Below are 24,016 nucleotides of genomic sequence, written 5' to 3'. Positions count from 1 at the left end.
CTCGGCTCATGGCTGGCTGGCCTGCAGTGAATGGCTCGCAAGCAGCTCGGCGGCCCAACCCAGCTCCCGGTCCTGAAGCCAGGCGCTGGCAAATCCGGCGCTTGCATGGTCGTTGAGCAATCGGTCGACTCGGCGCTGATCGGCTGGGCCTGCGGCTGCGGCAAAGGCCAGTGCGACGGGGCCAAGATCCAGTTCGAACAGCCGGTTTCCCTGGCGGGACTGGTAGTAGTACTCGCGCTTGGGCGCCGCCTGGGCAAGGATCTCGATCTGCCGGGCGTTGAGGCCGAATGACTGGTAAAGGTCGTGAACCTGCGGCTCCTGTGCCTGTGGGTTCGGAAGCAGGATTCGGCAGGGGCAGCTCTCGATGACCGCCGCGGCGATGCTGGAGTTCTGGATATCGGCCAGCGACTGGGTCGAGAAGATGACTGAGACGTTTTTCTTGCGCAGGGTCTTGAGCCACTGGCGTATGCGCGCTGCGAACAGCGGCTCGTCGAGAAACAGCCACGCCTCGTCGAGGATGAGCAGTGTCGGCGAACCGTCGAAACGCTCCTCGAAGCGGTGGAACAGATAGCCGAGCACGGCGGCCACGGCGGTCCTGCTGTGCATCAGTTCCTCCATCTCGAAGCACTGCACATCCGCTGAGCCCAGGCGCTCCTGATCGGCATCCAGCAGCCGCCCATGGGCACCGCCCAGTACGTAGGGCTGCAATGCCTCACGTAGGTGCGCGTCCTGCAGCAGCACCACAAAACCGGTCATGGTGCGCTGCGCGGCCGGCGCGCCGGCCAGGCTCTGCAGCGCCGTCCAGATCGCGCTCCGCTGCTCGGGCGCAAGCTCGAGGCCCTCGTGGTGAAGGCGTGCCTGTATCCACTCGCTCGCCCAGATGCGATGCCGTTCGTGATCGATATGCGCCAGTGGCTGAAAGGCGATGTCGCCGTCTCTGCCAAGGTCGTAATGTTCGCCGGCCAGCCCAAGCGTGGTTGCACGCAACGACCGGCCCGTGTCAAAGATCAGCAGGCGGGATCCGGTGTAGCGGCGAAACTGCATGGCCAATGTGGCCAGCAGCACGGATTTGCCCATGCCGGTGGGCCCCGCCACCAGGGTGTGGCCCACATCACCGACATGGGTGACCAGCCGAAAGGGCGTGGCGCCCCCCGTGCGGGTGACCATCAGGGGAGGGCCATCGAGATGGGCGTTGCGGACGGGGCCGGCCCAGACCGCCGAAACGGGCATCAGATGGACGAGGTTGAGGGTGGAGAGAATCGGCTGTCGCACGTTCGCATAGGCATTGCCAGGAATCGATGACAGCCATGCCTCCACCGCATTTAACTGTTCCGCAATCGTGACCAGACCGCGCGCCTGGATTGTTTGCTCAACCAGCCGCCGCTTCTCGTCGGCTCGCCGCGCATCGTCATCGAGCAAGACGACGGTGATGGTCAGGTAGCCGAAGGCGGCCTGATCGGCACCCAGTTCCTGCAGGGCCGCGTCGGCATCGGTGGCCTTGTTAGCCGCGTCGCTGTCGATCAGCGGGCTCTCCTGCTGGAAGATCGTTTCGCGCAGCAGGCACATCACGCCCTTGCGCTTGGCGAACCACTGACGGCGCAGCCGGGTCAGTTCGGCCAGCGCTTCATCCTTGTCCATGCAGATGAAACGGGTTGACCACCGATAGGCGATCCCCAGCCGATTGAGATCATCGAGCACGCCCGGCCAGGTGGATGTCGGAAAGCCGCGAACCGATATCACCCGTAGCTGGTGATCGCCGAGCATGGGCGCGAGGCCGGTCGTCAGGGCCCGGTCGGCCAACAGCGCGTCGAGGTAAAAGGGAACCTCGGGAACCGCTACAACCTGCCGCCCGGTCGAAACCGAACTGTGCAGGTAGCTCAGTGTTTGGGTGTCATCGAGCCAGTCGGCCTCGGGCATCGCGCCGGCGAACAGGTCATGGAAACGATCGGTTTCGGCAATGAAATCAGAGAGCTGCTGATGCCAGTCCACGCCGTGCGCAGGTTTGTCTGCATACAGCAAGCCGGCTGCGCGGGCGTGCGCGTCTTCCCGCGGCAGGTAGGTTAACGTCAGGTAATGACAACTTTCGAAATGGCTATCGGGGAATGCGAAGGCGGCTCGGCGCTCTTCATCAACGAGCCAGGACAGCGGTTCGGGAAACAGGCTTGCCGGATATTGCGCGGCCACCTGGCGGTCGGCCTCGATGTGAAGCATCCAGCCCGAACCCAAACGGCGCAGCGCGTTGTTGATGCGCGCTGTCGTGGCCATCAGCTCGGCTTCGGTGGCGCTCTCCAGGTCGGGGCCGCGGTAGCTAAGGGTGCGCTGGAACGCGCCATCCTTATTGAGCACGACGCCGGGAGCCACCAGGCCTGCCCAGGGCAGCCAGTCGGCGAGCCGGGCAGGGCGGTCGCGGTATTCGCGCAGGTTCAGCATCGATCGGCTCCTACACGTCCAGTAGCGTGGGGTACTTGATGTGGCGGGCGAAGACCTGCATGAACTGCGGATCAAGGCGCGCGCCCCAGACGGCCAGTGCGTGCCCGCCCAGCCACAGCGCGAGGCCTGGCAACCACAGTTGCAGGCCCAGGCCGACCACGGCCGCAGCAGTTCCGTTGAGAATGGCCACGCTGCGCGGCGCGCCGCCCAGCAGCATGGGTTCGCTCAGCGAGCAGTGCAGGGGCAGTTCGAATCCCGGCAGGTGTTGCTCCGCCGGGGTCATGCGATCACCGCCCCGCCTGCGAAGCTGAAGAAGCTGAGGAAGAAGGAGGACGCGGCAAAGGCGATCGACAGGCCGAACACGATCTGGATGAGCTTGCGAAAGCCGCCGCTGGTGTCGCCAAAGGCCAGCGCGAGGCCCGTGCTAATGATGATGATCACCGCAACGATTTTTGCGACCGGGCCCTGCACGGAGTCGAGGATCGACTGCAGCGGGCCTTCCCATGGCATACCCGACCCGGCAGCGACGGCTCGAAGCGTAAAGGCCCACAGCAGAACGAGAGTCACGCCCTGTAGCGAGGAGATTCGGCACGAGCGGAGGGTGGGGTGTCGGGTCATGATTGGGGTCCTTGGGGGCTTTGGGGTTCGGGAGTTGCTAAGGTGGTGCGGTTGTCGACTGTTTGCAGCCGGTAACCCTGGCTGTCATGGCCGGTGACGAGAGTGATCTCCCGTACGCGCCGTTCTTGGCCTCGACCGTCGAGGAACACGATGAGGTTCACCGCCTCGGTGATCAGCGAGCGCGGCGCGACTCGTGCCACCTCAAGGACCAGTTGCTCCAGGCGCAGCAGTGCGCCCAGACAGGAGCCGGCGTGTATGGTGGCGATACCGCCTGGGTGGCCGGTGCCCCAGGCCTTGATCAGGTCCAATGCCTCTGCCCCGCGGACCTCGCCGACGACGATGCGGTCGGGACGCAGGCGCAGGGTGCTGCGCACAAGATCGGCCAGGGTCACGGCACCCGCCTGGGTGCGCAGAGCGACCTGATCCCGGGCGGCGCACTGCAATTCAACCGTGTCCTCGAGCACCAGCACCCGGTCGCCGGTCTCCGCGACTTCGGCGAGCAGTGCATTGGCAAGCGTCGTCTTGCCGCTGCTGGTGCCGCCGGCAACGAGGATGTTCAACCGGTCGTGTACCGCGCTTCGCAGGGTCTGGGACTGTGCCGGCGAAAGGATGCCGTCGCGCTCGTACTGCTCAAGGCTGATCACCCGTCTGGCGCGCTTTCGCAGCGCAAAGGCCGGTGCGGTCGACACTGGCGGCAGCACACCTTCGAAGCGTTCGCCTGTTTCAGGGAGTTCGGCGCTCAGCAGGGGGCAAGCCCGATGCGCTTCGCTGCCAACATGCGCAGCCACCAGGCGAACGATGCGCTCGCCGTCGGCGGGCGCCATGGTTCCAAGGACGGCCCGGCCGCTTGAAAGCCTGTCGATCCACAGTTGCCCGTCAGGATTGAGCATGATCTCCAGCACGTCCGGATCGCCCAGTGCCGCGGCGATCAGGGGACCCATGGCCGTGCGCAGCATCAATACCCGACGGTCGAGCACAATGCCTCGCGAAGTGGAGGGAGGCGTCGTCATAGGGACTCTTCCCTGTCGGTGACGGGAGCAGGCGGAGACGTGTCAGGGGATGCATCCAATCGCACCTCGTCGAGCAGGTGGCGGCCCTTTTGCACCCGACGGCCCAGCTGTTCGATGAATTGCGAGAAGCGAAGCCGTCCCTGCGCCCTGGCCGCTTCCTGGTGGGCCTCGGGAACGGGCGTGCTGACCGTGAGGTAGTAGCGCACGTACAGCGCCACGGTTTCGATAAGGATGTTCTGGTCCCGCTCCAGCCGCTCGAACTGACGCGACAGTCGGTCCAGGCGCTTGGCCATGGCCGTCTCACGCTGGTCGCCCGAGGCGGGTGACAGCCAGGCGGCCAGTGCAGCCGCGACGATTGATGACTTGGATACGCCTTTCTTGATGGCCAGCTCGTTCAGCCGCTTGGCATGCTCGGGTTCGATGAACAGGTTCAGGCGTGCTCGGCTCATAGGGCGATACCGTCGTCGTTATCAAGCGAGGCCAGGCGGGCAGTCTTGGCCTGACCTGGCCCCTGAGAAATGGGCAATGGGGAATCTTCGTCGTCATCCAGCAGGGCAAGGTCGCTGGCGGCAGGCGGGCTGACCTGGTGCTCAGGCGAGGTTTGCCACTTGGGCTGAAGGGCGGGGCCGACATCCGCCGCAACCTGTTCCGTCCGATTTTCCTGCGATGGGCAGGCGTGGGCGACAGGTACCCTGAGGTTGCTCCAGTCATCGGGGCGGGACGGCGGAGCGTCCTGGTATCGACCCGGGGCAAGTGATGGGGCCGGAAGCAACCGCTGCGTGAAGTTTGCGTCCTCGTAATAGCGAAGCTTGTCTGCCCGGATCGGCGGGTGACCTGACAGCATCACAACGGCCTGGTCGGCCGGGAGCTGCATGACCTCGCCAGGCGTCAGCAAAGCGCGGGCCGTTTCCTGGCGCGACACCATCAGATGTCCCAGCCACGGCGCCAGGCGGTGACCGGCATAGTTGCGCTGGGCGCGCAGCTCGGTAGCCGTTCCCAGCGTCTCGGAGATGCGTTTGGCGGTGCGCTCGTCGTTCGTGGCGAAGGTCACGCGCACATGGCAGTTGTCCAGGATCGAGTGATTCTGGCCGTAGGCCTTATCGATCTGGTTGAGCGACTGCGAAATGAGGAAGGCGCGCAGACCATAACCGGCCATGAAGGCCAGCGCTGATTCGAAGAAGTCCAATCGTCCCAGCGCCGGGAATTCGTCGAGCATCAGCAGCAGCTTGTGCCTGCGCTCGATACCGTCCGCACCGTCCAGCGACTCGGTCAGGCGTCGGCCTACCTGGTTCAGGATCAGGCGAATCAGTGGCTTGGTACGGCTGATATCCGAAGGCGGCACGACGAGGTACAGCGATACCGGATATGGCGCTGAAATGAGGTCGGCGATACGCCAGTCGCAGCGTGATGTCACCTGTGCAACGGTAGGATCGCGATACAGGCCCAGGAACGACATGGCAGTGGAGAGCACACCCGAGCGCTCGTTCTCGCTCTTGTTGAGCACTTCCCTTGCCGCCGAGGCCACCACGGGGTGGGGCTTCTCGCCGAGGTGCTGGGTAGCCATCATTCTGTGCAGGGCCAGCTCGAACGTACGGTTTGGGTCGGACAGGAAGTTGGCGACGCCGCCTAGCGTCTTGTCGTTGCCGGCGTAGAGCACATGCAAGATGGCACCGACCAACAGGGCATGGCTGGTCTTTTCCCAGTGGTTGCGGCGTTCAAGCGCGCCCTCGGGGTCGACCAGGATGTCGGCGATGTTCTGCACATCCCTGACCTCATGAACACCACGACGCACCTCAAGCAGAGGGTTGTAGGCCGCCGAAGCCGGATCGGTCGGGTTGAACAGCAGGCAATGCGAGAACCGCGAACGCCATCCGGCAGTGAGGCCCCAGTTCTCGCCCTTGATGTCGTGGATGACTGCCGAAGCTGGCCATGAGAGGAGGGTGGGCACCACCAGGCCGACGCCCTTACCGGAACGGGTCGGGGCAAACGCCAACACGTGCTCGGGACCTTCGTGGCGCAAATAGCCGCTCTCGAACCGGCCGAGGAAAACGCCGGCAGCTGCGGTGAGACCGGCTTTGGTCACCTCCCGGGCATCAGCCCAGCGAGCTGAGCCATAGGTGGTGACGCGTAGGGACTGTCTTGCACGCCACAGCGCCATCCCGATCGCCACCAGCACGGCCAGCGCGCTGCCAGCGACTGCGATCAAGCCGGCGCTATCGAAGATCTCCGGTGCGTAGGCACCATAGACGAACCACCATTCGAACAGGCGCCAGGGGTAATAGACCGGCGTACCCGACACTTCGAACCAGTAATCACCCAGTCGTGGCTGATAATCGAGCGCACGGGCGGTCCACTGGGTTGCTGACCAGATACCCCCGACTACGATGGTCGCCACCACCATCACCTGTCCGTACAGCACGTTCGTTGCGTGTTTCACCGCGGCACCAACCCTCGTCAGCGCGGCACGCCAATGTGCCGCGAGCAGGAGAGTCGGTAATCAGCAGCAAGACATCAAAGACCGTTTCGGTGGTGATTATGTCTGCCACGAAAAGAGGCGGGGCTGGACCAGCCTGGGCCAGCTCCAGCTTGGTCGGGGGTAGGGCGGGCTGCTAGGACCAATCGCTGTTAGGAAGCAAACGGGGGGGAAGAAATCGACAGGAAAGACCGTTGCACGGCTCATGATGGAGTCCGCAACTGCGCACGTCGCTTGTCAGAAATATCGCTTGCCGTAATTGTTGCTTCCGCACGTATCGGTGCGCGAGTGGCCGGACCGCGTATGGCTCCGACAAGGGCGGAGAGGGCCGATAGCGCTCCGCACTAAGTGTACCGACGCTTAAAATGCGACCATTCGAGACCATCTCGAAGTGGGTAGTCTGGATGATGGAAGTTACAGGTCTCGGCATCATGAGTGCTCAGCAATAGCGACACGTCGTCCCTCAATGACACTCCCTTTACGGTCGCAGCGCGAAGAGGCGTTCGTCATAGATGAAGTCCAGTATTCGGGTGATCCTTACTTGCGCCATTGCGGGGTGCCTGGGGTTGAGCACGATGTTTCGTTCCAGGGGCATCACAGCTGAAGGCACGATCAATCCCAGATGGGAGACTTGTTTCAGCCAGGCTGTGCCGAAAGACATGCTCGGCCGATCGGCAGGCAGCGCAGCCCAACCCACCGGTAGGCTTTTCGCATCGGGCTCATGGTAAAGATCAGGATCATCAGGCAGTTCCAGTTCGGTGATCTTCATCGGAATCACTGGACGCTGGGTCTGATGAACGAAGGTTTCGAGACAACAGATAGCAGGCGACAGGCCGAGATATACCGCGGCAACTTCGGCATCATTCCAGCGGCCCCCCTCAAGTGCTGCTCCGACACCCGACAGATCCGCGGCGCGCTTGGCTTTCGAAATACGCCAGGCTCGCATCAGACCGCGCCGCCCCATTCGATTGCATGCAAAACCCGACGCACCTGGCGTGCGCCAAGCTCCGTCTCGCACAGCGATAGAGGCGTTTGCCCTCCGAGCGAGTCGTTCGGAGTTGCCAACCACTGGCTCGCGATGTCCTCGTTCTCGAAAACCTCCTTGGACAGGACCGCAACCTGAGCCAGGCGGTCGATCCGTTCCGATGCTACCGGGTCCAAGGCCTCGTCGCTCTTCAGCCTGCGTTCGACCGTCGAGGCCGACACGTTCGCAATCACTGCGATCATAGGGACGGTCAGGCCAAAGGCCGACTTGGTTGCCACCAGCCAATAGGGCTCGAAACCCAGGCGGATCCTCGCAAGACGCTCATGCTCGGTGATCGTTGTTAGCTCAAGCGCCATGCTCCAGAAGCTGGGCTGCGCAGTGCCGCTGGAGGAACGCTTGACGGGTCGTTTCGCTACAGTACTCATATCTAAACCATCAAATGACGTAACGGTATACGTCAAATGATAGCACTGTTTGCGGGAGGTTTCCGTTGACCTTGTTATGATCGGATCTCCAGCGATTGAATGTTCGCCAAGTCAACGGCTGCAGGTGCGCCCACGTCAGCATCGAGCTGTTGAATGCGGTGGATGAAGCGAGCCAGTTCATCCGACGGTTCTATATCGCGTCGGGCGACGAAGGTGGTCAGCATCGTATCGCCAGCCATTGGACGCGTTACGACATCCGGATTGTTGAGTTCGGTAATTCGCGCCAGGCTTGAAAAGCCCAGGCCGTAGCCGGCGGCTACAAGCGCCATCATCAGGTCGAGTGTGGGAACGCGCTCAGCAATGTGTAAGCGCGCGCCGAGTTTGGCACAGTTTGACGGTTGGTTTGGCACTGCAGACTAGGGATGCTTAGTATCCTATTTGGCACTGCGCATCGTTTGGTGCGCAGCATTCTAGGAGCGATCGTATGAAGCGAGCTCTCGCCGGAGGCGGGCTCTGGATACCGTTCGAGCTGTAAGAGTGAGTATGGAAGGCCGCAGCGCTATCTACGTCGCAGGCTCAAAGCCTAAGGGTGGATACGGCTTCCTGGCCTTCCCCCGATGATCAGTCGGGAACTATCACCCCAACATAGCGTGGTAGTCGAGATACAAGGGTGGATGTCGCTTTTTACATCCACCATGACGACGCTGCGGTGGATGGGTGGAGCGTCATCCACCCTACAATGGGCTCAGCTTCAATCTCAGGCTTTCACCGAGGAATGTCATGTACCAACTCAACGACCTGCTGCACCTGATGGCGCGGCTGCGTGATCCGCAGCACGGTTGCCCGTGGGATCTGCAGCAGGACTACGCCAGCATCGTGCCGCATACCCTGGAAGAGGCTTACGAGGTGGCGGATGCCATCGAGAGCGGCGACTTCGAACATCTGCCCGGTGAGCTGGGTGACCTGCTGTTTCAGGTGGTCTATTACAGCCAGCTGGCGAAAGAAGAAGGGCGTTTCGAATTCGATGCGGTGGTCGATGGCATCACTCGCAAGCTGTTGCGCCGGCATCCGCATGTGTTTCCCGACGGCGATCTGTACGGCTCGCCCGAGCTACCGCGCCTCGATGAGGCAGCCATCAAGGTGCGTTGGGAGGAAATCAAGGCCGAGGAGCGCGCCGAGAAGGCCGCTGCGCCGGAGCAATTGTCACTGCTCGACGATGTGCCCAGCGCACTGCCCGCACTGAGCCGTGCGGCCAAGTTGCAGAAGCGAACCGCTCAGGTTGGTTTCGACTGGCCGGATGCTCTGCCCGTGGTGGACAAGGTGCGTGAGGAGCTCGACGAAGTGCTCGAAGCCATGAGCGAAAACGACCCCGATGCCATTGCGGAGGAGCTCGGCGATCTGTTGTTCGTCACGGTGAATCTGGCGCGGCACCTGAAGGTCGATCCGGAAAACGCCTTGCGTGCAGCCAACCAAAAATTCGAGCGCCGCTTCCGCTTTATCGAACAAGCCTTGCGGGAAAGCGGTCGGCCCATCGAAGATTGCGACCTGGAGACGCTCGACGCGCTATGGGGCGAGGCCAAAAAAGCCGAAAAGATACCGACCTGCGGTTGATAGCCGGAGCCTGATCGTGGAAGTTGTCTGTGCCACGAAGCCGCTTGGTGAATTACGGTTGATCCACCCTTACGTCTAATTTGAACTCACGACGAGACGACCCGACACATGAGTCTTTCCCTTCGCGATCAGCTGCTCAAAGCCGGGCTGGTCAATGAAAAGCAGGCCAAACAGGCCGGCAAGCAACAGCAGAAACAGCAGCGTCTGGTGAAGAAAGGCCAGGCCGAACAGGACACCTCGCAGCGTGATGCGGCGCTGAAGGCTCATGCCGAAAAGCTGGCCCGCGACCAGGAGCTGAACCGTCAGCAGCAGGAAAAAGCCGAGCAGAAAGCCCGCACGGCGCAAGTCAAACAGCTGATCGAAGGCAGCCGGCTGCCCAAGCTGACCACCGAGGATTACTACAACTTCGTCGATGACAAGAAGGTCAAGCGGCTGTCAGTGAACAAGCTGATGCGCGACAAGCTCTCCAGCGGTTCGCTGGCCATTGTCCGCCATGGCGGTGGTTACGAAGTGATCCCGCGGGAGGCGGCACTGAAGATCCAGGAGCGTGACCCGCGCCGCATCGTGCAGCTCAACGTCCAGACCGAAGCGCCGGACGCCGATGATCCCTACGCCGCCTACCAGATTCCTGATGATCTGATGTGGTAAGAGCCCATCAATCCTCGGTGTGGCCTAAGGCGTAATGTAGAGGCGGGCGACCTGTGCGCTGCCGTGAGAGGCACTATCCGTGGTTGGTGCGTTCTGCGCACCACGACCACTGCATAGCCGCCTCTGTAGGAGCCAGCTTGCTGGCGAATACGTGATCGCCACGAGCTAGCGCTTTTGGCGACTGCGCTTGCGGATGTAGCAGTTAGAGGTGTTCCCGAGCCCCTCCGACGGAAGGACGGATTTATGCCCGTCTGGCAGCCTCTACTGCTATAGCCCAACCGGGCTTTCGGTTACAGCAGGAGGAGTCAAATGGAAACCACACGTTATTCGGACGAGATCGATACGCTCAGCTGGCAAGCCCAGGGGGTGCCAGGCGACCCCGAAGAGCCTGGCGTGCCGGATTTGCCCAGTGAGCCCGGCGAACCGACGATTCCGGATCAGCCGCCGCCAGATCCGGTAGCCTGACAGCCGCTACAACCCGGGCTGGCCAGACGCCCGTGCGAGTAGGTCGACGACCTGCTCGTCGCTGGTCTGCTCGAAGTTGCGGTAATGGCAGCCGACGCCAATGAACGGCTCGGGCATTGCCAGGCAGATCAGCTCGTCCACGTCCGCTCTGAGCATCTCGATTACATCCCGTGGACCCACCGGCACAGCCAGTACCACGCGGCTGGGTTTCGACTGCTTCAATCCCTTCAGCGCCGCCCGAACCGTAGCGCCGGTAGCGATGCCATCGTCGATGACGATGACGCAACGATCAGCGATCACCGGGGCGGGACGTTCACCACAATAGCGATGGCGACGTCGTTCCAGTTCGGTTAGTTGGCGCTGCATCTCCTCTTCGAACCAGTTCGGAGGCGGCGCAATCTGGTTGAACAATTCCTGATTGATCACCCACTTCGGTTCGGCCCCGTCGATCACCGCGCCCAGCGCCAGTTCCTCGTTGCCGGGCGCGCCAATCTTGCGTACCAGCACCAGATCCAGTGGTGCGCCGAGACGCTGCGCCACTTCGAAGGCCACCGGAACCCCGCCGCGCGGCAGGGCAAGCACCAGCGGTTGCGCTTCTGCCAGGTGATGCAGGGCTTCGGCCAGCTCCTGGCCGGCATGGGTGCGATCGCGAAACAGTTGGGATTCGGGCATGTAGGCGCGCATGGCTCACTCTCCGAATGGGTAGGTATCCGGAACACTCTGGTCGTCGATCTGCTGCGGGCCGATCGGCTGGACCGCGTTGGTCTGTTCGAACCAGAGCAGTGCGTCGAACTGTTCTGAAAGTATGGCCTGAAAATAATGACTCTGACGTTCAGTGGCCGGACGGTAGATCACGCCGATTGCGCGCTCCAGACGGGGACGCGCCAGCGCCTCGCGCAGCGGTGTGTCATCGCGCCAGCTGGTCAGCGAGGCAGCCAACCCAGCGCGCAGAAACAATTGCTCCCAGCTGTCCGGGCGCGACGGGCGAACCTGTTGGATCTGCATGGGTTCGTCCCAGTTGTCGGCGGCGGCCACCAGGCCGCGATCGGTGCCCATGCCCAGCAGCACCGCATCGCGCCCGAATGCGGTTCGGCAGAGTTCGCCGATATTGAATTCGCCGCCCCAGCCCATGGAGGTCGAAGCGGCATTGCCGATGTGCGAATTGTGCGCCCAGACCACCGCCTTGGCGTCATTGCCCCGATGCTTCAGCAGGGCCTGCAGCGTGTCGAACATGTGCCGGTCGCGCAGGTTCCAGGACTCAGCAGAGCCTTGGTACATGGCGCGGTAGTACTGCTCCGCAGCGAGCACGACGCGCGCATTCTGCTCGGCATTGAAGAAGCTGCAGCCGTCTTTTTTCATGTACTCGAGCCGCTGGTCGAGCAAGGCGCGCAACTGTTCGACTACTGCGGCCTCGCAGGACGGTTGGCCGCGCATCACGTTGTGGCCGTAGACCGCCGGTTCGTCGTGCCATGGACTGAGGCAGCCATATCGACGCCGCGCGGTCGCGGCAGCGTCCGGATCGACCCGGTCGAGATAGCCGAGCACCTCCTGGATCGAAGCGCCCAGGCTGTAGACGTCCAGCCCGCGAAACTCGACTCGACGCTCGGCAGGCTGGGCGTCGTTGTGGTTGCGCAGCCAACGGGCGAAGTCGGCGACTTCCTGGTTGCGCCACATCCAGGTCGGAAAGCGCTTGAAGCCTTCCTCGACCCAGGCCGGAGGCTGCTGCTGGCGAACGTAGCGGTCGATCTTCGCCGCATCCGGCCAGTCGGCTTCGGCCGCGACGATGGTAAAGCCGTGGCGCTCGATCAAACGGCGGGTGATGGCTGCTCGGGCCCGGTAGAACTCCGAAGTGCCGTGGCTGGCTTCCCCGATCAACACCACCCGCGCATCAGCAAACTGGTCGAAGGCATCGGCAAACGCTGGGTCATCAATGCCGGGCAATACGGTTGCGCTGCGGTGCAACAGCTCGACCAGCTGCTCCTCGGTCGTTTCTTTAGGTCGTGGGCGCGATTGATTCATGGCCTCGTCTCCTGTTCGCCTTTTTAGGATGACCTACGGTGTATAGCCCCGTTCAGACCGTCCGGCGGCTGATTCAACAAGCACAAGCGGCAGAACTGAATGCGAGGGACTAGTCTCTAAACAAAGCGACGCCAATCTCGGCGAGCGAGTTTCCGCTGAAGGCGCTAAGACACGAGGGGCACCTATGACGACCTGGATCATCGCTTACAGCAAAGACGGCAATACCTCCATTTTGCGGACCGAATCCGATCGCCAGCCGGATATAGATGAGGCAGTTGAGCTGGTAACCCGAAAGGCCGAGCAGGATTATGCCGGTGAGGAGGATGCCTACGAGGTGGACCCGGACGTCGAACAGACACCCGCCACCCGCCTGGCTCAGCGCTTCGGCATCACCGTAACCGGTATATCCCAGGCCTGATTGCTCAGGCCACCTGCCACACTCCATCATCCCCAGCCACGAACAGGCGCCGGCCCGGGTCGGCGCCCACCTCCATCATTCCGGTGAAGCTGCCGAACGCCGGCAGCAGGCTGATGCGTGCGCCGATGCAGAAGCAAGGCAGGCGCAACGACTGCCGGCCGCGCCCGTGCAGACGGAATGCAGGGTGAAGATGACCGGCGAGGACATGGTGAGTGGCGTGCGGCTCCGGCTCGTGCTGCAGGGCAAAGGGACCGAGCAGCAGGGGTTCGGGGACGACAGTCATCTCCAGGCTCGCCGGTGGGTCGCCAGCGCGGCGGTCGTGGTTGCCGCGAATCAAAGTGATCGCCAGGCCGGGATGCGTCGCGCGCCATGCCTGCAGCTGGCTCAGCGTGGCAGGCGTTTGCGATTCCGGTGCATGGAGGAAGTCGCCCAGAAAGATCAGTTTTTTGCAGCGGTAACGCGCCAGCAGCGCGTCGAGTCGTTGCAGGTTGGCCTGGGTGGTGCCGTGGGGCACCGGCTGGCCCAGACGTCGGTAGGCGGCGGCTTTGCCGATGTGAATATCGGCAATCAGCAACGCCTGCTGTTGCGGCCAGTAGATGGCCTTGTCGGCCAGCAACCAGAGTTCGGTCTGTTCGAGTTCGATGGAGAGGTGCGAGGTCATGCGCGGAGTCTATCGCGCGTGCGGGGTCGATCCCACTGAGGCGCTGAATCTCGAGTGCGTTCGCGTGGTTGCAGGTACTGCCATCTCATCCGGTAACGCTGCGAAGACCCTATTGTCAGTTGAGAGCTCTTCAGTAGGAGCGAGCTTGCTCGCGAAGCTCAGGCTCTGTCCCAGCAGCGCACCTCAGTTGTGTCGAACCTGCAGGTCGGCGGGTTGATGCAGACAAGAGGCTGTTGAACGGGAGGTGGCAGGGTTCACAAGCGGGATGACTTTGCTTTTTTCACCCTCGGCGTGCCGTCCTTGGTCGCGCGCGGTTTGCGCTTCGCGCTGGTCTCCCGCTCAACGGCAATGCTGGCGCCTGCTTCCGTCTGATAGCCGCCAGGGCCAGCCGCCTTGTCCAGTTCGGCGACCATCCGGCGAATGCGGTCGGCGAGCTTTTCCGAGGTCAGGCTTTCGCGGAAACGTTCAACCATCAAGGGGAAGGCGAGGGGCGTGGTGCGTTTCACAACGTGAACGTCCAGCTCGCGCTGCTGCAAGCGGTTCAGGGTCTGCTCCAGCCGCTCGACCTCCAGTTCCTGGCGCAGCACCTCTTCCTCGGCCTGGGTCAGCAGCAGGTTGGCCGGGTCGTACTGGCGGAAGACGTCGAAGAACAACCCACTGGAGGCCTGCAGCTGGCGCGCGCTTTTCTGCGCGCCGGGATAGCCGGAAAACACCAGTCCCGCGATGCGCGCGATTTCGCGAAAGCGCCGGCGCGCCAGCTCACCAGCGTTGAGGCTGGCGAGCACGTCGTGCAGCAATTCGTCCTGGCTGAACAGCGCGGGCGTCAGCCACTGCGGCCAGTCCACCTCGGTTGCCGAGAGCAGTTCGAAGCCGTAGTCGTTCACGGCGATGGAAAAGGTCAGCGGCTGGCGCTGGGCCATCCGCCAGGCGAGCAGGCTGGCCAGCCCGAGATGAACGTGTCGACCGGCGAAGGGATAGAGAAACAGGTGCCAGCCCTCGCGGGACTTCATCACCTCGGCCAATAGCGTGGTTTCGGTGGGCAGCGCCGACCAGTCCAGCTGCACGCGCAGCAGGGGTTCTACCAGGCGCATCTCGGCACTGTCGAACTGGCCGCGCGAGGCGGCGCCGAGCTGCTCGACCACGGCATCGGCCAGTTCGCTGGAGAGCGGCATGCGCCCGCCGTTCCAGCGCGGAACAGCGGCTTTCTTGCCGGTGGCGCGGCTGACGTAGGCGGTCATGTTCTCGACTCGCACCAGCTCCAGCAGACGGCCGCCGAAGAGGAAGTTGTCGCCCGGGCGCAGTCGGGCAATGAAACCTTCCTCGATGGTGCCCAGTGACCGGCCGCTGCCACCCTTGGCCCAGAACTTCACCGTCAGGCTGGCGTCGCTGACGATTGTGCCGATGCTCATGCGATGGCGAAGCGCGACGCGGCGGCTGGGGACTTTCCAAAGTCCGGTCTCGTCCGGCTCGACGCGCTGATAGTCCGGGTAGGCCGTCAACGAATGCCCGCCATGACGCACGAAGGCCAGCGCCCATTGCCAGTGGTCTTCTGTAAGTTCGCGATAGGACCAGGCTTGGCGTACTTCGGCGAATAATTCGTCGGGCCGGAATCCCCCGCCGAGGGCCATGCTGACGAGGTGTTGGACCAGCACATCGAGAGGGCGGTGCGGGGCGCTCCGGGCTTCAATGCGGCGTTCGGCAATGGCGACTTGGGCGGCTGCGGCTTCCACGACTTCTACGCTGTGGGTTGGCACCAGCGTGACCCGCGACGTCCGGCCGGGTGCGTGACCGGAGCGACCGGCGCGCTGCATCAGGCGCGCCACGCCCTTCGGCGAGCCGATCTGCAGCACCCGCTCGACAGGCAGGAAGTCGACCCCGAGATCGAGACTCGAGGTACAGACGACCGCCTTCAGCGCGCCTTGCTTGAGGCCCAGCTCGACCCAGTCGCGCACCTCGCGCGCCAGTGAGCCGTGATGCAGGGCGATCAGTCCGGCCCAGTCTGGGCGCGCCTCGAGAAGCGCCTGATACCAGATCTCGGATTGTGAACGGGTGTTGGTGAACACCAGCGTAGTGGCAGCCGAATCGATCTGCTCGACCACCTGCGGCAGCATGCGCAGCCCGAGATGACCGGCCCAGGGAAAGCGCTCGATGCTCGGCGGTAGCAACGTGTCGACGCGCAGATCCTTGTCGACCTTGCCCTGCACAAGCTTGCCGTCGCCCGGATACAGCAGCACTTCCAGCGCGTGTGGCTGGTTGCCCAGTGTCGCCGACAGGCCCCAGATGATCAGCTCCGGCATCCACTGACGCAGACGAGCAAGCGCCAGTTGCAGCTGGACGCCACGCTTATTGCCGAGCAGTTCGTGCCACTCATCCACCACCAGCATGCGCAGACCGGAAAAGGCCTGACGGGCGTCGGCACGGGTCAGTAGTAAGGTGAGGCTTTCCGGCGTGGTGACCAGCGCGCTGGGCAATCTCCGACCCTGGCGCGCCCGCTCGGCGCTGCTGGTATCGCCGGTGCGCAGACCGATGCTCCAGTTGATACCTAACTCATCCAGGGGCGCTTGCAGGGCGCGGGCCGTGTCGGCGGCCAGGGCACGCATGGGGGTGATCCAGAGGACAGTGAGCGGGGCGGGTTTGTCCGACGAACTAGCGCGCGCCTGCGGTTTCTCGGCGGAGGTATCTGCGCCTGTTGCAGCGAAACGATTGAGCGCTCCAAGCCAGACGGCGTAGGTTTTGCCGGAGCCGGTGGTGGCATGGAGCAGGCCGGACTCACCCTCATCGATCGCTTGCCAAACCTGTTGTTGAAAAGGGAACGGCTGCCAATCGCGAGTGGCGAACCAGTGATCGGCAAGCGAGGCGGGCCGCGCACTCATGCCTCGTCCTCCGCTCGATCCATGCGAAGGCCTAGCTTCGGCTTTTTGTGGGAGCAAGCTTGCTCGCGATCCTGTGGCCCTGTAACGGTGTGGATCGCCGGCAAGCCGGCACCTGCGCAGGGCAGCCTGGCTTCTCCCGTGCGTCGGATCATCCCAGCAATTCCTTCAGCGTCTCCAGCGTATCGGCCTCAGCCACAGGCTTGTCGAGGCGCCAGCGCAGCATGCGCGGGAAGCGCACGGCGATGCCGCTCTTGTGCCGACTGCTGGCGGCGATTCCCTCGAAGCCAAGTTCGAACACCAGGGTTGGCGTCACGCTACGAACGGGGCCGAATTTCTCCACGGTGGTCTTGCGCACGATGGCGTCGACCTTGCGCATCTCCTCGTCGGTCAGCCCGGAATAGGCCTTGGCGAAGGGCACCAGCTTGCGCTCCGGGTCGCCCGGTTCGCCGTCCCACACTGCAAAGGTGTAGTCGGTGTAGAGGCTGGCGCGGCGCCCGTGCCCACGCTGAGCGTAAATCAGCACGGCATCGATGGAGTAGGGATCGATCTTCCATTTCCACCAGACGCCTACGTCCTTGGTCCGGCCGACGCCGTATTGCGCGGCGCGGGCCTTAATCATCATGCCCTCGACGCCGCGCGCTCGCGACGCCTCGCGTTGTTGCGCGAGATCGTTCCAGTTCTTGCCCGTGACCAGGGGTGACAGCATCAGCCGAGGGTTCGGACAATTTTTGACCACCGTTTCGAGTTGCTGCCGGCGTTCACGATGTTCGCGTTGCCGCCAGTCATCGCCCTGCCATTCGAGCAGGTCATACGCGAGCACCGCGACCGGGGCGTCCTGCAGGACCTTGGCGGTCAGGTTCTTGCGCCCGATACGCTGCTGTAACAGCGCGAAGGGCTGCACGCCGAAGCGCTCGACTGCTTCGGCATCATCGCCTTCAGGTTGCTCGAAGAGTTCTTGCTTCGGCTCGCCGGGTGCGTGCTTCCAGACCAGGATTTCGCCGTCGATCACGGTGCCGTCCGGCAGGCAGCTGGCCAGTTCGCACAGTTCCGGAAAGCGCTCACTGACCAGCTCTTCACCACGGGACCAGACCCAGATCCGCCCATCACGCTTGACCAGCTGTGCGCGAATGCCGTCCCACTTCCATTCGATGAACCAGTTCTCCGGTGCGCCGAGCAGGGTGTCGAATTCCTCGACAGGTGCCTGCAGCGGGTGGGCAAGAAAGAAGGGGTAGGGCTGGCCGCCACGCTGCGCGTGTTCGTGCTCGGATTCGTCGGCGATCAGCGCGCGGTATCCCTCGGCGCTGGGGCGGTGCGACAGATCGGTATAGCCCACCAGCCGCTGCGCCACGCGCTTGGGATCGAGATCGGCCAACGAAGCCAGTGCGCGGGTGACCAGCAGTTTCGATACGCCCACGCGAAAGGCGCCGGTGATCAGCTTGATGCAGACCATCAGGCTCAGGCGATCCAGCTGTGTCCATAGCGCGGGTAATCGCTCGGCCAGTTCTTCCGGCGGCAGGCCGCGCAATGGCAGCAGCTTGTCCTGCATCCACACGGCCAGCCCGTCGTCGGAGCTGTGTTCGGCCTCGGGCATCAGCAGCGAGATGGTTTCAGCCATGTCGCCAACCGCCTGGTAGCTCTCCTCGAACAACCATTCCGGCAGCGCCGAGGCCTGCATGGCGGTCTCGCGCAGCACGCGGGTCGGCACCAGCTGACGCGGTCGGCCGCCGGCCAGGAAATACACCGCCCAGGCGGCGTCGGCCGGGTCGGCTTCACGAAAGTAGTCCCGCATCGCCGCGAGCTTGGCGTTGCTCGAGGTGGTGGCGTCGAGGCGGCTGTAGAGGGTGGCGAAGGCTTTCATATGGCGCCTCCGTACCGGCGTGGTGCGGCCGGTTCGCGAGCAAGCTCGCTCCTACAGGTCTGGCGTCGTGCTGCTACGCGGGTGCTCTTCTGTAGGAGCCAGCTTGCTGGCGAACCGTGGCGACGCGAAGGATCCGGTTCGCGAGCAATCTCGCACCTGCAAGGAAAGTCTGGCGGTTCCGCAACGGTATCTTTCGGCACGTAGTGTAGGGCCAGCCTGAGGATCATTCGGCCTCCTGAGTCGTGGCGTCGTCCTCGTCGCCGTACTCGGTCTCGAAGGCCTGGGCGTCGAGACCGCGCATTTCGCGCAGGTAACGGACCAGAATCGGCACGGACCCGTGGGTCACCATCACCCGCTCGGCGCCGGTCTGCTCGATGGTCCAGAGCAGGCCGGGCCAGTCGGCGTGATCGGAGAGCACGAAGCCGCGATCGACCCCGCGCCGACGACGGGTGCCGCGCAGCATCATCCAGCCGCTGGCAAAGGCGTCGGCATAGTCACCGAAGCGACGCATCCAGGTGCTACCACCTGCCGAGGGAGGGGCGAGGATGATGGCGTGCTTCAGGCGCGGGTCGCCTTTTTTCAGGTCGCCGGCATAAACGGTTGGCGGCAGGTAAACACCGCCTTCGCGGTAGACCTTGTTCAGCGGCTCCACCGCGCCGTGGACCACGATGGTGCCGATGCTTTCGTCCAGGCCGTGCAGGATGCGCTGCGCCTTGCCGAAGGCGTAGCAGAACAGCACGCTGGCGCGCCCGGCGGCGGCGTTGGCGCGCCACCAGTCGTTGATCTCACGAAACACCTGAGCCTGTGACGGCCACTTGTAGATCGGCAGGCCGAAGGTCGATTCAGTGATGAAGGTGTGACAGCGCACCGGCTCGAAGGGCGCACAGGTACCGTCCGGCTCGACTTTATAGTCGCCCGAGGCGACCCAGACTTCGCCTTTGTATTCCAGTCGCACCTGGGCCGAGCCGAGCACGTGACCGGCAGGGTGGAAGCTAAGCTTTACACCGTGATGATCGACGGACTCGCCATAGGCCAGCGTCTGCAATGGCATGTCGGCGGCGATCCGCGAACGGAGTATGCCTTCACTGTCGCTCGAGGCCAGGTAGTGGGCCATGCCCCAGCGGGCATGGTCGCCGTGAGCGTGGGTGATGACGGCGCGATCGACCGGGCGCCAGGGATCGATGTAGAAATCACCGGGTGGGCAGTAGAGGCCTTCGGGGCGGGCAACGACAAGGTCCATGAGTGAGCGGCACTTTGCGGGCTTGTAAGGTTGGAGCCCGGGTCGGCGTTGGGAGTTCGCCCGCAAGGTTGCGTCGGTGATCTTGAGCCCACCCTACAGGGCCGGGAGGGCGCCTCTGTTCAGGTGGGTTAGGGGAAAGTCATCCAGCAGGGCGGGGATCAGTCCACCAGCTTCAGGTGAGAGGTGTCCGGCACCGGCGCATCGCTGGCACGGCGCCGTTCACCCATGTCGCTGCCCACCGGCGCCAGGCTGAACTGGGACAGGTCCACAGGCGGGGCCTTGGGCTCGGGTTGTGCGTCCTGCAGGTCCACGCCGACCGGCGCGATGCCGAAGTCTGGCGCCTCGACGTCGACGAACGCAGCCATGTACTCATCCCGTGGGGCCACCTTCAAGGGTTGAGGCGACGCCTGAGCGGCGGAAGCCAGCGGTGCCGGTGCCGGATCTTCCGACGGTGGTGGGGCGAGCTCGATTTCCTCGACTTCAACCGGCATCGGGCGGACCTCGGCGATGGCGCCGGCGCGCGCCATGGCCTGGCGGTACTTCTCGACGCTGGCATGGTCGAGATCCTGCTTGATTACGATTCGCCGACCGGAAAACAGCAAGGCGATGCGCTGGGCGTCGGCCTGAAACAGGCGAGTCAGGTTGGCCTCGACCTGCTCCAGCTTGGCGCCCGGAGCGAGTTCGCCGGAAAACGATATTTCATAGCGGCTCATGAGGAGGTCCTTTGGCGGCCGAAGGTGGGATGCGCTGATCATAGAGCCTGGTACGGGCGCTTGAAAGCCGGCGGGTCCGCTGCGCTGTCTGTGCTGCGACGGCGTTGGCATGCCGAGCTGTAAGCCTCAATAGTGGTCGGCAGCAGGCGATACAAAGGCTGTCCCGCGTCAGCTGCTCGATGATTGGCTGGGTGATAATGCCGCGCCCGTCGGCACTCTATTACCTGCCCAGCCCAAGGATCGCGAACTCATGGTGGTATTCGAAATCAAGTCGCTCAGCCCGGAAACCTACAGGCAACAGACGCGACGCAGCACGCTAGTTGTCGCCGTGACCTTTGCAGTGCTGGCGATGGGGCTGGCGACCCTGGCCGTTGCGCTGTTCGGCGAGACGGGGGCCGATAACCTGAAGTGGAACATTGCAGGGGTCGTGGCTGGTTTGCTGCTTACTGCAGCATTGGTGCGTTCTGTCTATCTCAAGCAGCCGTGGATGTCCTGCGCGGCTTACGGTTGGCGTCTCAAGCGCAGCCTGATGAGTGTTACCAATGTCATGCACCATGTCACGGCGGGCGTGGCGACGGATGATCTCGAAGCGATCAAGCTGCTGCGCTTCTATCATCTCGGGCTAACGCAGATGCATCAGCTCGATGGCAACAGCGCCTCGCTCAGCGAAGTGATAGGGAAAATCAATCAGCATCGAGAGTTGATGGAAGCGCGCGGAATGGATACCGATCAGAACCGCCTGGATGACGCCTGGCTGGCCGCCGTGAAGCGTTTCCCTGCAGGAAAGTAATCCGGGAAAGCGGTTCGCCAATGGAGTGGGCCGATGCTGCCTATCCCGACCACACCCGCCGACGTCGTCCGGTGAGCGCACTCCCGCCGGCTCACACAACTGAGCACTCTGGTGTGCTGGCAACAGGCCCTGCGCGGCTTGCATGCCTGTCATTCCAGAGGCCCGTAACCGCACGCTGCAACGGCTGCGCCGACGTTGCATAGCACTGGTTGTAAGCCATCGGAAAACCCATACTCGGCACCGCTTGTGCCGGCGCTGCCGGAATCAGATGGTTCGTCTCATTAGCCTCTCAGGCTCAGGAATTTCCCAATAATGAAAAGGCTGTATCTGCTCGGTCTGATGGCCGGTCTTTCGCTGCAATCAGTCGCCGCCGAGCCCCGCTCTCCGTTGCTGGATGACAAGCCGGCGTTCATCGCCAGCCTGATCGAAAAGATGACGCTGGAAGAAAAGGTCGGCCAGTTGCGGCTGATCAGCATAGGCGGCGACATGCCGCGCGAGCGCATTCTCGATGAGCTGGCGGCCGGCCACATTGGCGGCACCTTCAATACGGTGACCCGGCATGACAACCGGCCGATGCAGGAAGCGGCGTTGCGCAGCCGAATGAAGATTCCGATCTTCTTTGCCTATGACGTCATTCATGGCCACCGGACGATCTTTCCCATCGGCCTGGGCCTGGCCTCGAGCTGGGATCTCGACACCATCGCTACCAGCGGGCGCGTGCAGGCCATTGAAGCCAGTGCCGACGGTCTGGACATGACCTTTGCGCCGATGGTGGATATCTCCCGCGATCCGCGTTGGGGGCGGACCTCCGAAGGGTTTGGCGAAGACCCCTATCTGGTCTCGGAAATCGCGCGAACCATGGTGCAGGCCTATCAGGGCGAGTCGCCCACTGCAGCGGACAGCGTGACTGCGAGCGTCAAGCATTTCGCCCTCTACGGTGCGGTTGAAGGCGGGCGTGACTACAACGTGGTGGATATGAGCCCGATGCGCATGCATCAGGACTACCTGCCGCCCTACCAAGCCGCTATCGATGCCGGAGCGGGCGGAGTGATGGTTGCGCTGAATTCCATCAATGGGGTACCAGCCAGCGCCAACACCTGGCTGCTTCAGGATTTGCTGCGGCGTGACTGGGGCTTTGACGGTGTGGCCCTCAGCGACCACGGGGCGATCAGCGAGCTGATCCGGCATGGCGTTGCAAAGGATGGCCGCGAGGCGGCAAAGCTGGCGATCAAGGCCGGCATCGACATGAGCATGGCCGACGCCTTGTATCGCGAGGAACTGCCGGGGCTGGTGGCGTCGGGTGAGGTCGGGATCGGTGAGATCGACACGGCTGTGCGCGAGGTGCTTGGCGCCAAGTACGACATGGGTCTGTTTCATGATCCGTTCCGGCGCATCGGGTCGGCAGAGGACGATCCAGCAGACGTCAACGCGGAAAGCCGTTTGCATCGCGAAGCCGCCAGAGCCGTAGCGCGTGAATCAATCGTGCTGCTTGAAAACAAGAAGCAGACCTTGCCCCTGCAAAAGCGCGGAACCATCGCGCTGGTGGGGCCGCTGGCCGATTCGCCGGTCGACATGATGGGCAGCTGGTCCGCAGCGGGCGTTGCCAAACAGTCAGTCACCGTGCGTCAGGGCTTGCTTGATGCGGTGGGTGATGAAGCCGTTGTGCACCATGCCCTCGGCGCCAATATCACCGACGACCCACACATGGTCGAGTACCTGAATTTCCTCAACTGGGACAAACCCGAGGTGGTGCAGGATTCGCGTTCGGCAGAGACGATGATTGCCGAAGCGGTCGCGCTTGCCGAAAAGGCTGACGTAATCGTTGCGGCAGTGGGCGAATCGCGCGGCATGTCTCATGAAGCGTCAAGCCGCACCAGCCTGCAGATTCCTGAGAGCCAGCAGGCGCTTCTGAGGGCGCTCAAGAAAACCGGCAAGCCACTGGTGCTGGTGCTGATGAACGGCCGTCCGCTGGACCTGAACTGGGCTAAGGCCAACGCCGACGCAGTTGTTGAAACCTGGTTCAGCGGTACCGAAGGCGGGCATGCCATCGCTGACGTGCTGTTTGGCGACCAGAACCCGGCTGGCAAGCTGCCGATCTCCTTCCCACGTTCGGTCGGGCAGATCCCTACTTACTACAACCATCTGCGCGTCGGTCGGCCCTATGTCGAGGGCAAGCCGGGCAACTACACCTCGCAGTACTTCGAAGAACCCAATGGGCCGCTGTACCCCTTCGGTTATGGCCTGAGCTACACCGACTTCGAACTGTCCGAGGTGCGCTTGTCCAGTCCGACCATGAAACGCGGCGACGGCGTGGAAGCCAGCGTGACGCTGAAGAACACCGGGTCGCGTGAGGGCGCGACAGTCGTGCAGCTGTACCTTCGCGACGAGGTGGCGTCGGTGATTCGTCCGGTCAAGGAACTCAAAGGGTTTCGCAAGGTGTTCCTCAAAGCCGGCGAGACGCAGGAAGTCCGCTTCAAACTCACTGAAGAAGACCTGAAATTCGTCAACGCGCAGCTCGATCGGGTAGCCGAGCCCGGCGTGTTTGAGGTGCAGATCGGGCTGGATTCAGCTGCTGTAAAACGGGGGCAATTCACCCTTCTGTAAGGCGTTCAGTCGAGCGCTGGCCGCCTGGCCTTCAGCCCGCTCTGGCTGGGGGCTGAGCGGCATTGAGCAATCTGAAAAAAAGACCTCTCGGAGCAGCTATCCGGCGCCCATGCGGCGTGGGATGATTTGCCGCTTTGCTTGGCTTTCCAGTGAATCATTTGCCACTGAGGAAGAC

The 24,016-nt window shown here is 63.2% G+C and carries 22 protein-coding genes and 1 pseudogene; 6 read left to right on the top strand and 17 right to left on the bottom strand.

Annotated elements, in window-relative coordinates:
- Positions 1 to 6 precede the first annotated feature (6 nt).
- The 10 genes and pseudogenes from trbE to ALTERO38_RS10240 form a co-directional block, all read right to left on the bottom strand.
- Positions 7 to 2,430, bottom strand: coding sequence for a conjugal transfer protein TrbE (gene trbE / locus ALTERO38_RS10280; protein ID WP_159968323.1), 2,424 nt, complete (start codon positions 2,428 to 2,430; stop codon positions 7 to 9).
- 10 nt (positions 2,431 to 2,440) lie between these two features.
- Positions 2,441 to 2,713 carry a VirB3 family type IV secretion system protein gene (locus ALTERO38_RS10275; protein ID WP_159968322.1) on the bottom strand — a complete coding sequence of 91 codons (273 nt, stop codon included), beginning with the start codon at positions 2,711 to 2,713 and terminating at the stop codon, positions 2,441 to 2,443.
- Positions 2,710 to 3,048 carry a TrbC/VirB2 family protein gene (locus ALTERO38_RS10270; RefSeq protein WP_159968321.1) on the bottom strand — a complete coding sequence of 113 codons (339 nt, stop codon included), beginning with the start codon at positions 3,046 to 3,048 and terminating at the stop codon, positions 2,710 to 2,712. The genes ALTERO38_RS10275 and ALTERO38_RS10270 overlap by 4 nt, the downstream gene beginning before the upstream one ends.
- Positions 3,045 to 4,058 carry a P-type conjugative transfer ATPase TrbB gene (trbB, locus tag ALTERO38_RS10265; RefSeq protein WP_256663875.1) on the bottom strand — a complete coding sequence of 338 codons (1,014 nt, stop codon included), beginning with the start codon at positions 4,056 to 4,058 and terminating at the stop codon, positions 3,045 to 3,047. The genes ALTERO38_RS10270 and trbB overlap by 4 nt, the downstream gene beginning before the upstream one ends.
- A complete protein-coding gene (locus ALTERO38_RS10260) occupies positions 4,055 to 4,507 on the bottom strand; it encodes a ribbon-helix-helix protein, CopG family (protein WP_159968320.1) in 453 nt (150 codons plus the stop codon). The genes trbB and ALTERO38_RS10260 overlap by 4 nt, the downstream gene beginning before the upstream one ends.
- Entirely contained in the window at positions 4,504 to 6,459 is a 1,956-nt protein-coding gene (locus ALTERO38_RS10255) for a conjugal transfer protein TraG (protein WP_372239412.1), read from the bottom strand. Before ALTERO38_RS10255 ends, ALTERO38_RS10260 begins: the two co-directional genes overlap by 4 nt.
- A gap of 415 nt (positions 6,460 to 6,874) precedes the next feature.
- Positions 6,875 to 6,970 (bottom strand): annotated as a pseudogene (locus tag ALTERO38_RS21525) (RES domain-containing protein); the annotation flags it as partial.
- 39 nt (positions 6,971 to 7,009) lie between these two features.
- Positions 7,010 to 7,477, bottom strand: coding sequence for an RES family NAD+ phosphorylase (locus ALTERO38_RS10250; RefSeq protein ID WP_159968318.1), 468 nt, complete (start codon positions 7,475 to 7,477; stop codon positions 7,010 to 7,012).
- Positions 7,477 to 7,941: an antitoxin Xre/MbcA/ParS toxin-binding domain-containing protein gene (locus ALTERO38_RS10245; RefSeq protein WP_159968317.1), complete on the bottom strand. Its 465-nt coding sequence runs from the start codon at positions 7,939 to 7,941 to the stop codon at positions 7,477 to 7,479. The genes ALTERO38_RS10250 and ALTERO38_RS10245 overlap by 1 nt, the downstream gene beginning before the upstream one ends.
- A 74-nt stretch (positions 7,942 to 8,015) precedes the next feature.
- Entirely contained in the window at positions 8,016 to 8,270 is a 255-nt protein-coding gene (locus ALTERO38_RS10240) for a hypothetical protein (protein ID WP_256663874.1), read from the bottom strand.
- 451 nt (positions 8,271 to 8,721) lie between these two features.
- On the opposite strand from ALTERO38_RS10240, the gene mazG reads away from it, so the two are divergent.
- From mazG to ALTERO38_RS10225, 3 genes are all read left to right on the top strand, one after another.
- Positions 8,722 to 9,552: a nucleoside triphosphate pyrophosphohydrolase gene (gene mazG / locus ALTERO38_RS10235; protein ID WP_159968316.1), complete on the top strand. Its 831-nt coding sequence runs from the start codon at positions 8,722 to 8,724 to the stop codon at positions 9,550 to 9,552.
- A gap of 108 nt (positions 9,553 to 9,660) precedes the next feature.
- The gene (locus tag ALTERO38_RS10230; protein ID WP_102836007.1) at positions 9,661 to 10,200 is read left to right on the top strand and encodes a DUF2058 domain-containing protein; all 540 of its coding nucleotides are present in this window, start codon (positions 9,661 to 9,663) and stop codon (positions 10,198 to 10,200) included.
- A gap of 309 nt (positions 10,201 to 10,509) precedes the next feature.
- Positions 10,510 to 10,665 (top strand): hypothetical protein, encoded by a 156-nt coding sequence (locus tag ALTERO38_RS10225; RefSeq protein ID WP_167369788.1) that lies wholly within the window; start codon positions 10,510 to 10,512, stop codon positions 10,663 to 10,665.
- 6 nt (positions 10,666 to 10,671) lie between these two features.
- Here ALTERO38_RS10225 and ALTERO38_RS10220 read toward each other — a convergent pair whose 3' ends face one another.
- Both ALTERO38_RS10220 and ALTERO38_RS10215 read right to left on the bottom strand, forming a co-directional pair.
- Positions 10,672 to 11,349: a phosphoribosyltransferase gene (locus ALTERO38_RS10220; protein ID WP_102836008.1), complete on the bottom strand. Its 678-nt coding sequence runs from the start codon at positions 11,347 to 11,349 to the stop codon at positions 10,672 to 10,674.
- Positions 11,350 to 11,352: 3 nt separating this feature from the next.
- Positions 11,353 to 12,684: an erythromycin esterase family protein gene (locus tag ALTERO38_RS10215; RefSeq protein ID WP_159968315.1), complete on the bottom strand. Its 1,332-nt coding sequence runs from the start codon at positions 12,682 to 12,684 to the stop codon at positions 11,353 to 11,355.
- Between the two features lie 184 nt (positions 12,685 to 12,868).
- Here ALTERO38_RS10215 and ALTERO38_RS10210 point away from each other — a divergent pair, with 184 nt between their 5' ends.
- Positions 12,869 to 13,102 carry a hypothetical protein gene (locus ALTERO38_RS10210; RefSeq protein WP_102836010.1) on the top strand — a complete coding sequence of 78 codons (234 nt, stop codon included), beginning with the start codon at positions 12,869 to 12,871 and terminating at the stop codon, positions 13,100 to 13,102.
- A gap of 4 nt (positions 13,103 to 13,106) precedes the next feature.
- Here the strand turns inward: ALTERO38_RS10210 and pdeM are convergent, their stop codons facing one another.
- The 5 genes from pdeM to ALTERO38_RS10185 form a co-directional block, all read right to left on the bottom strand.
- Entirely contained in the window at positions 13,107 to 13,763 is a 657-nt protein-coding gene (gene pdeM / locus ALTERO38_RS10205; RefSeq protein WP_159968314.1) for a ligase-associated DNA damage response endonuclease PdeM, read from the bottom strand.
- A 254-nt stretch (positions 13,764 to 14,017) separates the two neighbouring features.
- A complete protein-coding gene (locus ALTERO38_RS10200; protein ID WP_159968313.1) occupies positions 14,018 to 16,636 on the bottom strand; it encodes a ligase-associated DNA damage response DEXH box helicase in 2,619 nt (872 codons plus the stop codon).
- Positions 16,637 to 16,784: 148 nt separating this feature from the next.
- A complete protein-coding gene (locus ALTERO38_RS10195; protein WP_159968312.1) occupies positions 16,785 to 18,494 on the bottom strand; it encodes an ATP-dependent DNA ligase in 1,710 nt (569 codons plus the stop codon).
- Between the two features lie 223 nt (positions 18,495 to 18,717).
- On the bottom strand, positions 18,718 to 19,734 hold the full coding sequence (locus ALTERO38_RS10190; protein WP_159968311.1) for a ligase-associated DNA damage response exonuclease: 1,017 nt from the start codon (positions 19,732 to 19,734) through the stop codon (positions 18,718 to 18,720).
- Between the two features lie 158 nt (positions 19,735 to 19,892).
- Positions 19,893 to 20,447 carry a hypothetical protein gene (locus ALTERO38_RS10185; RefSeq protein ID WP_159968310.1) on the bottom strand — a complete coding sequence of 185 codons (555 nt, stop codon included), beginning with the start codon at positions 20,445 to 20,447 and terminating at the stop codon, positions 19,893 to 19,895.
- A 250-nt stretch (positions 20,448 to 20,697) separates the two neighbouring features.
- Here ALTERO38_RS10185 and ALTERO38_RS10180 point away from each other — a divergent pair, with 250 nt between their 5' ends.
- Both ALTERO38_RS10180 and bglX read left to right on the top strand, forming a co-directional pair.
- A complete protein-coding gene (locus tag ALTERO38_RS10180; protein ID WP_159968309.1) occupies positions 20,698 to 21,237 on the top strand; it encodes a DUF3087 domain-containing protein in 540 nt (179 codons plus the stop codon).
- A gap of 312 nt (positions 21,238 to 21,549) precedes the next feature.
- The gene (gene bglX / locus ALTERO38_RS10175; RefSeq protein WP_159968308.1) at positions 21,550 to 23,841 is read left to right on the top strand and encodes a beta-glucosidase BglX; all 2,292 of its coding nucleotides are present in this window, start codon (positions 21,550 to 21,552) and stop codon (positions 23,839 to 23,841) included.
- The last annotated feature ends 175 nt before the right edge of the window (positions 23,842 to 24,016 follow it).

The organism is Pseudomonas sp. 9Ag, assembly GCF_902506445.1.
Classification (GTDB): Bacteria; Pseudomonadota; Gammaproteobacteria; order Pseudomonadales; family Pseudomonadaceae; genus Stutzerimonas; species Stutzerimonas stutzeri_AB.
The sequence above is the reverse complement of the archived record's forward strand: the minus strand, read 5'-3'. Positions and strand labels throughout refer to the sequence as shown.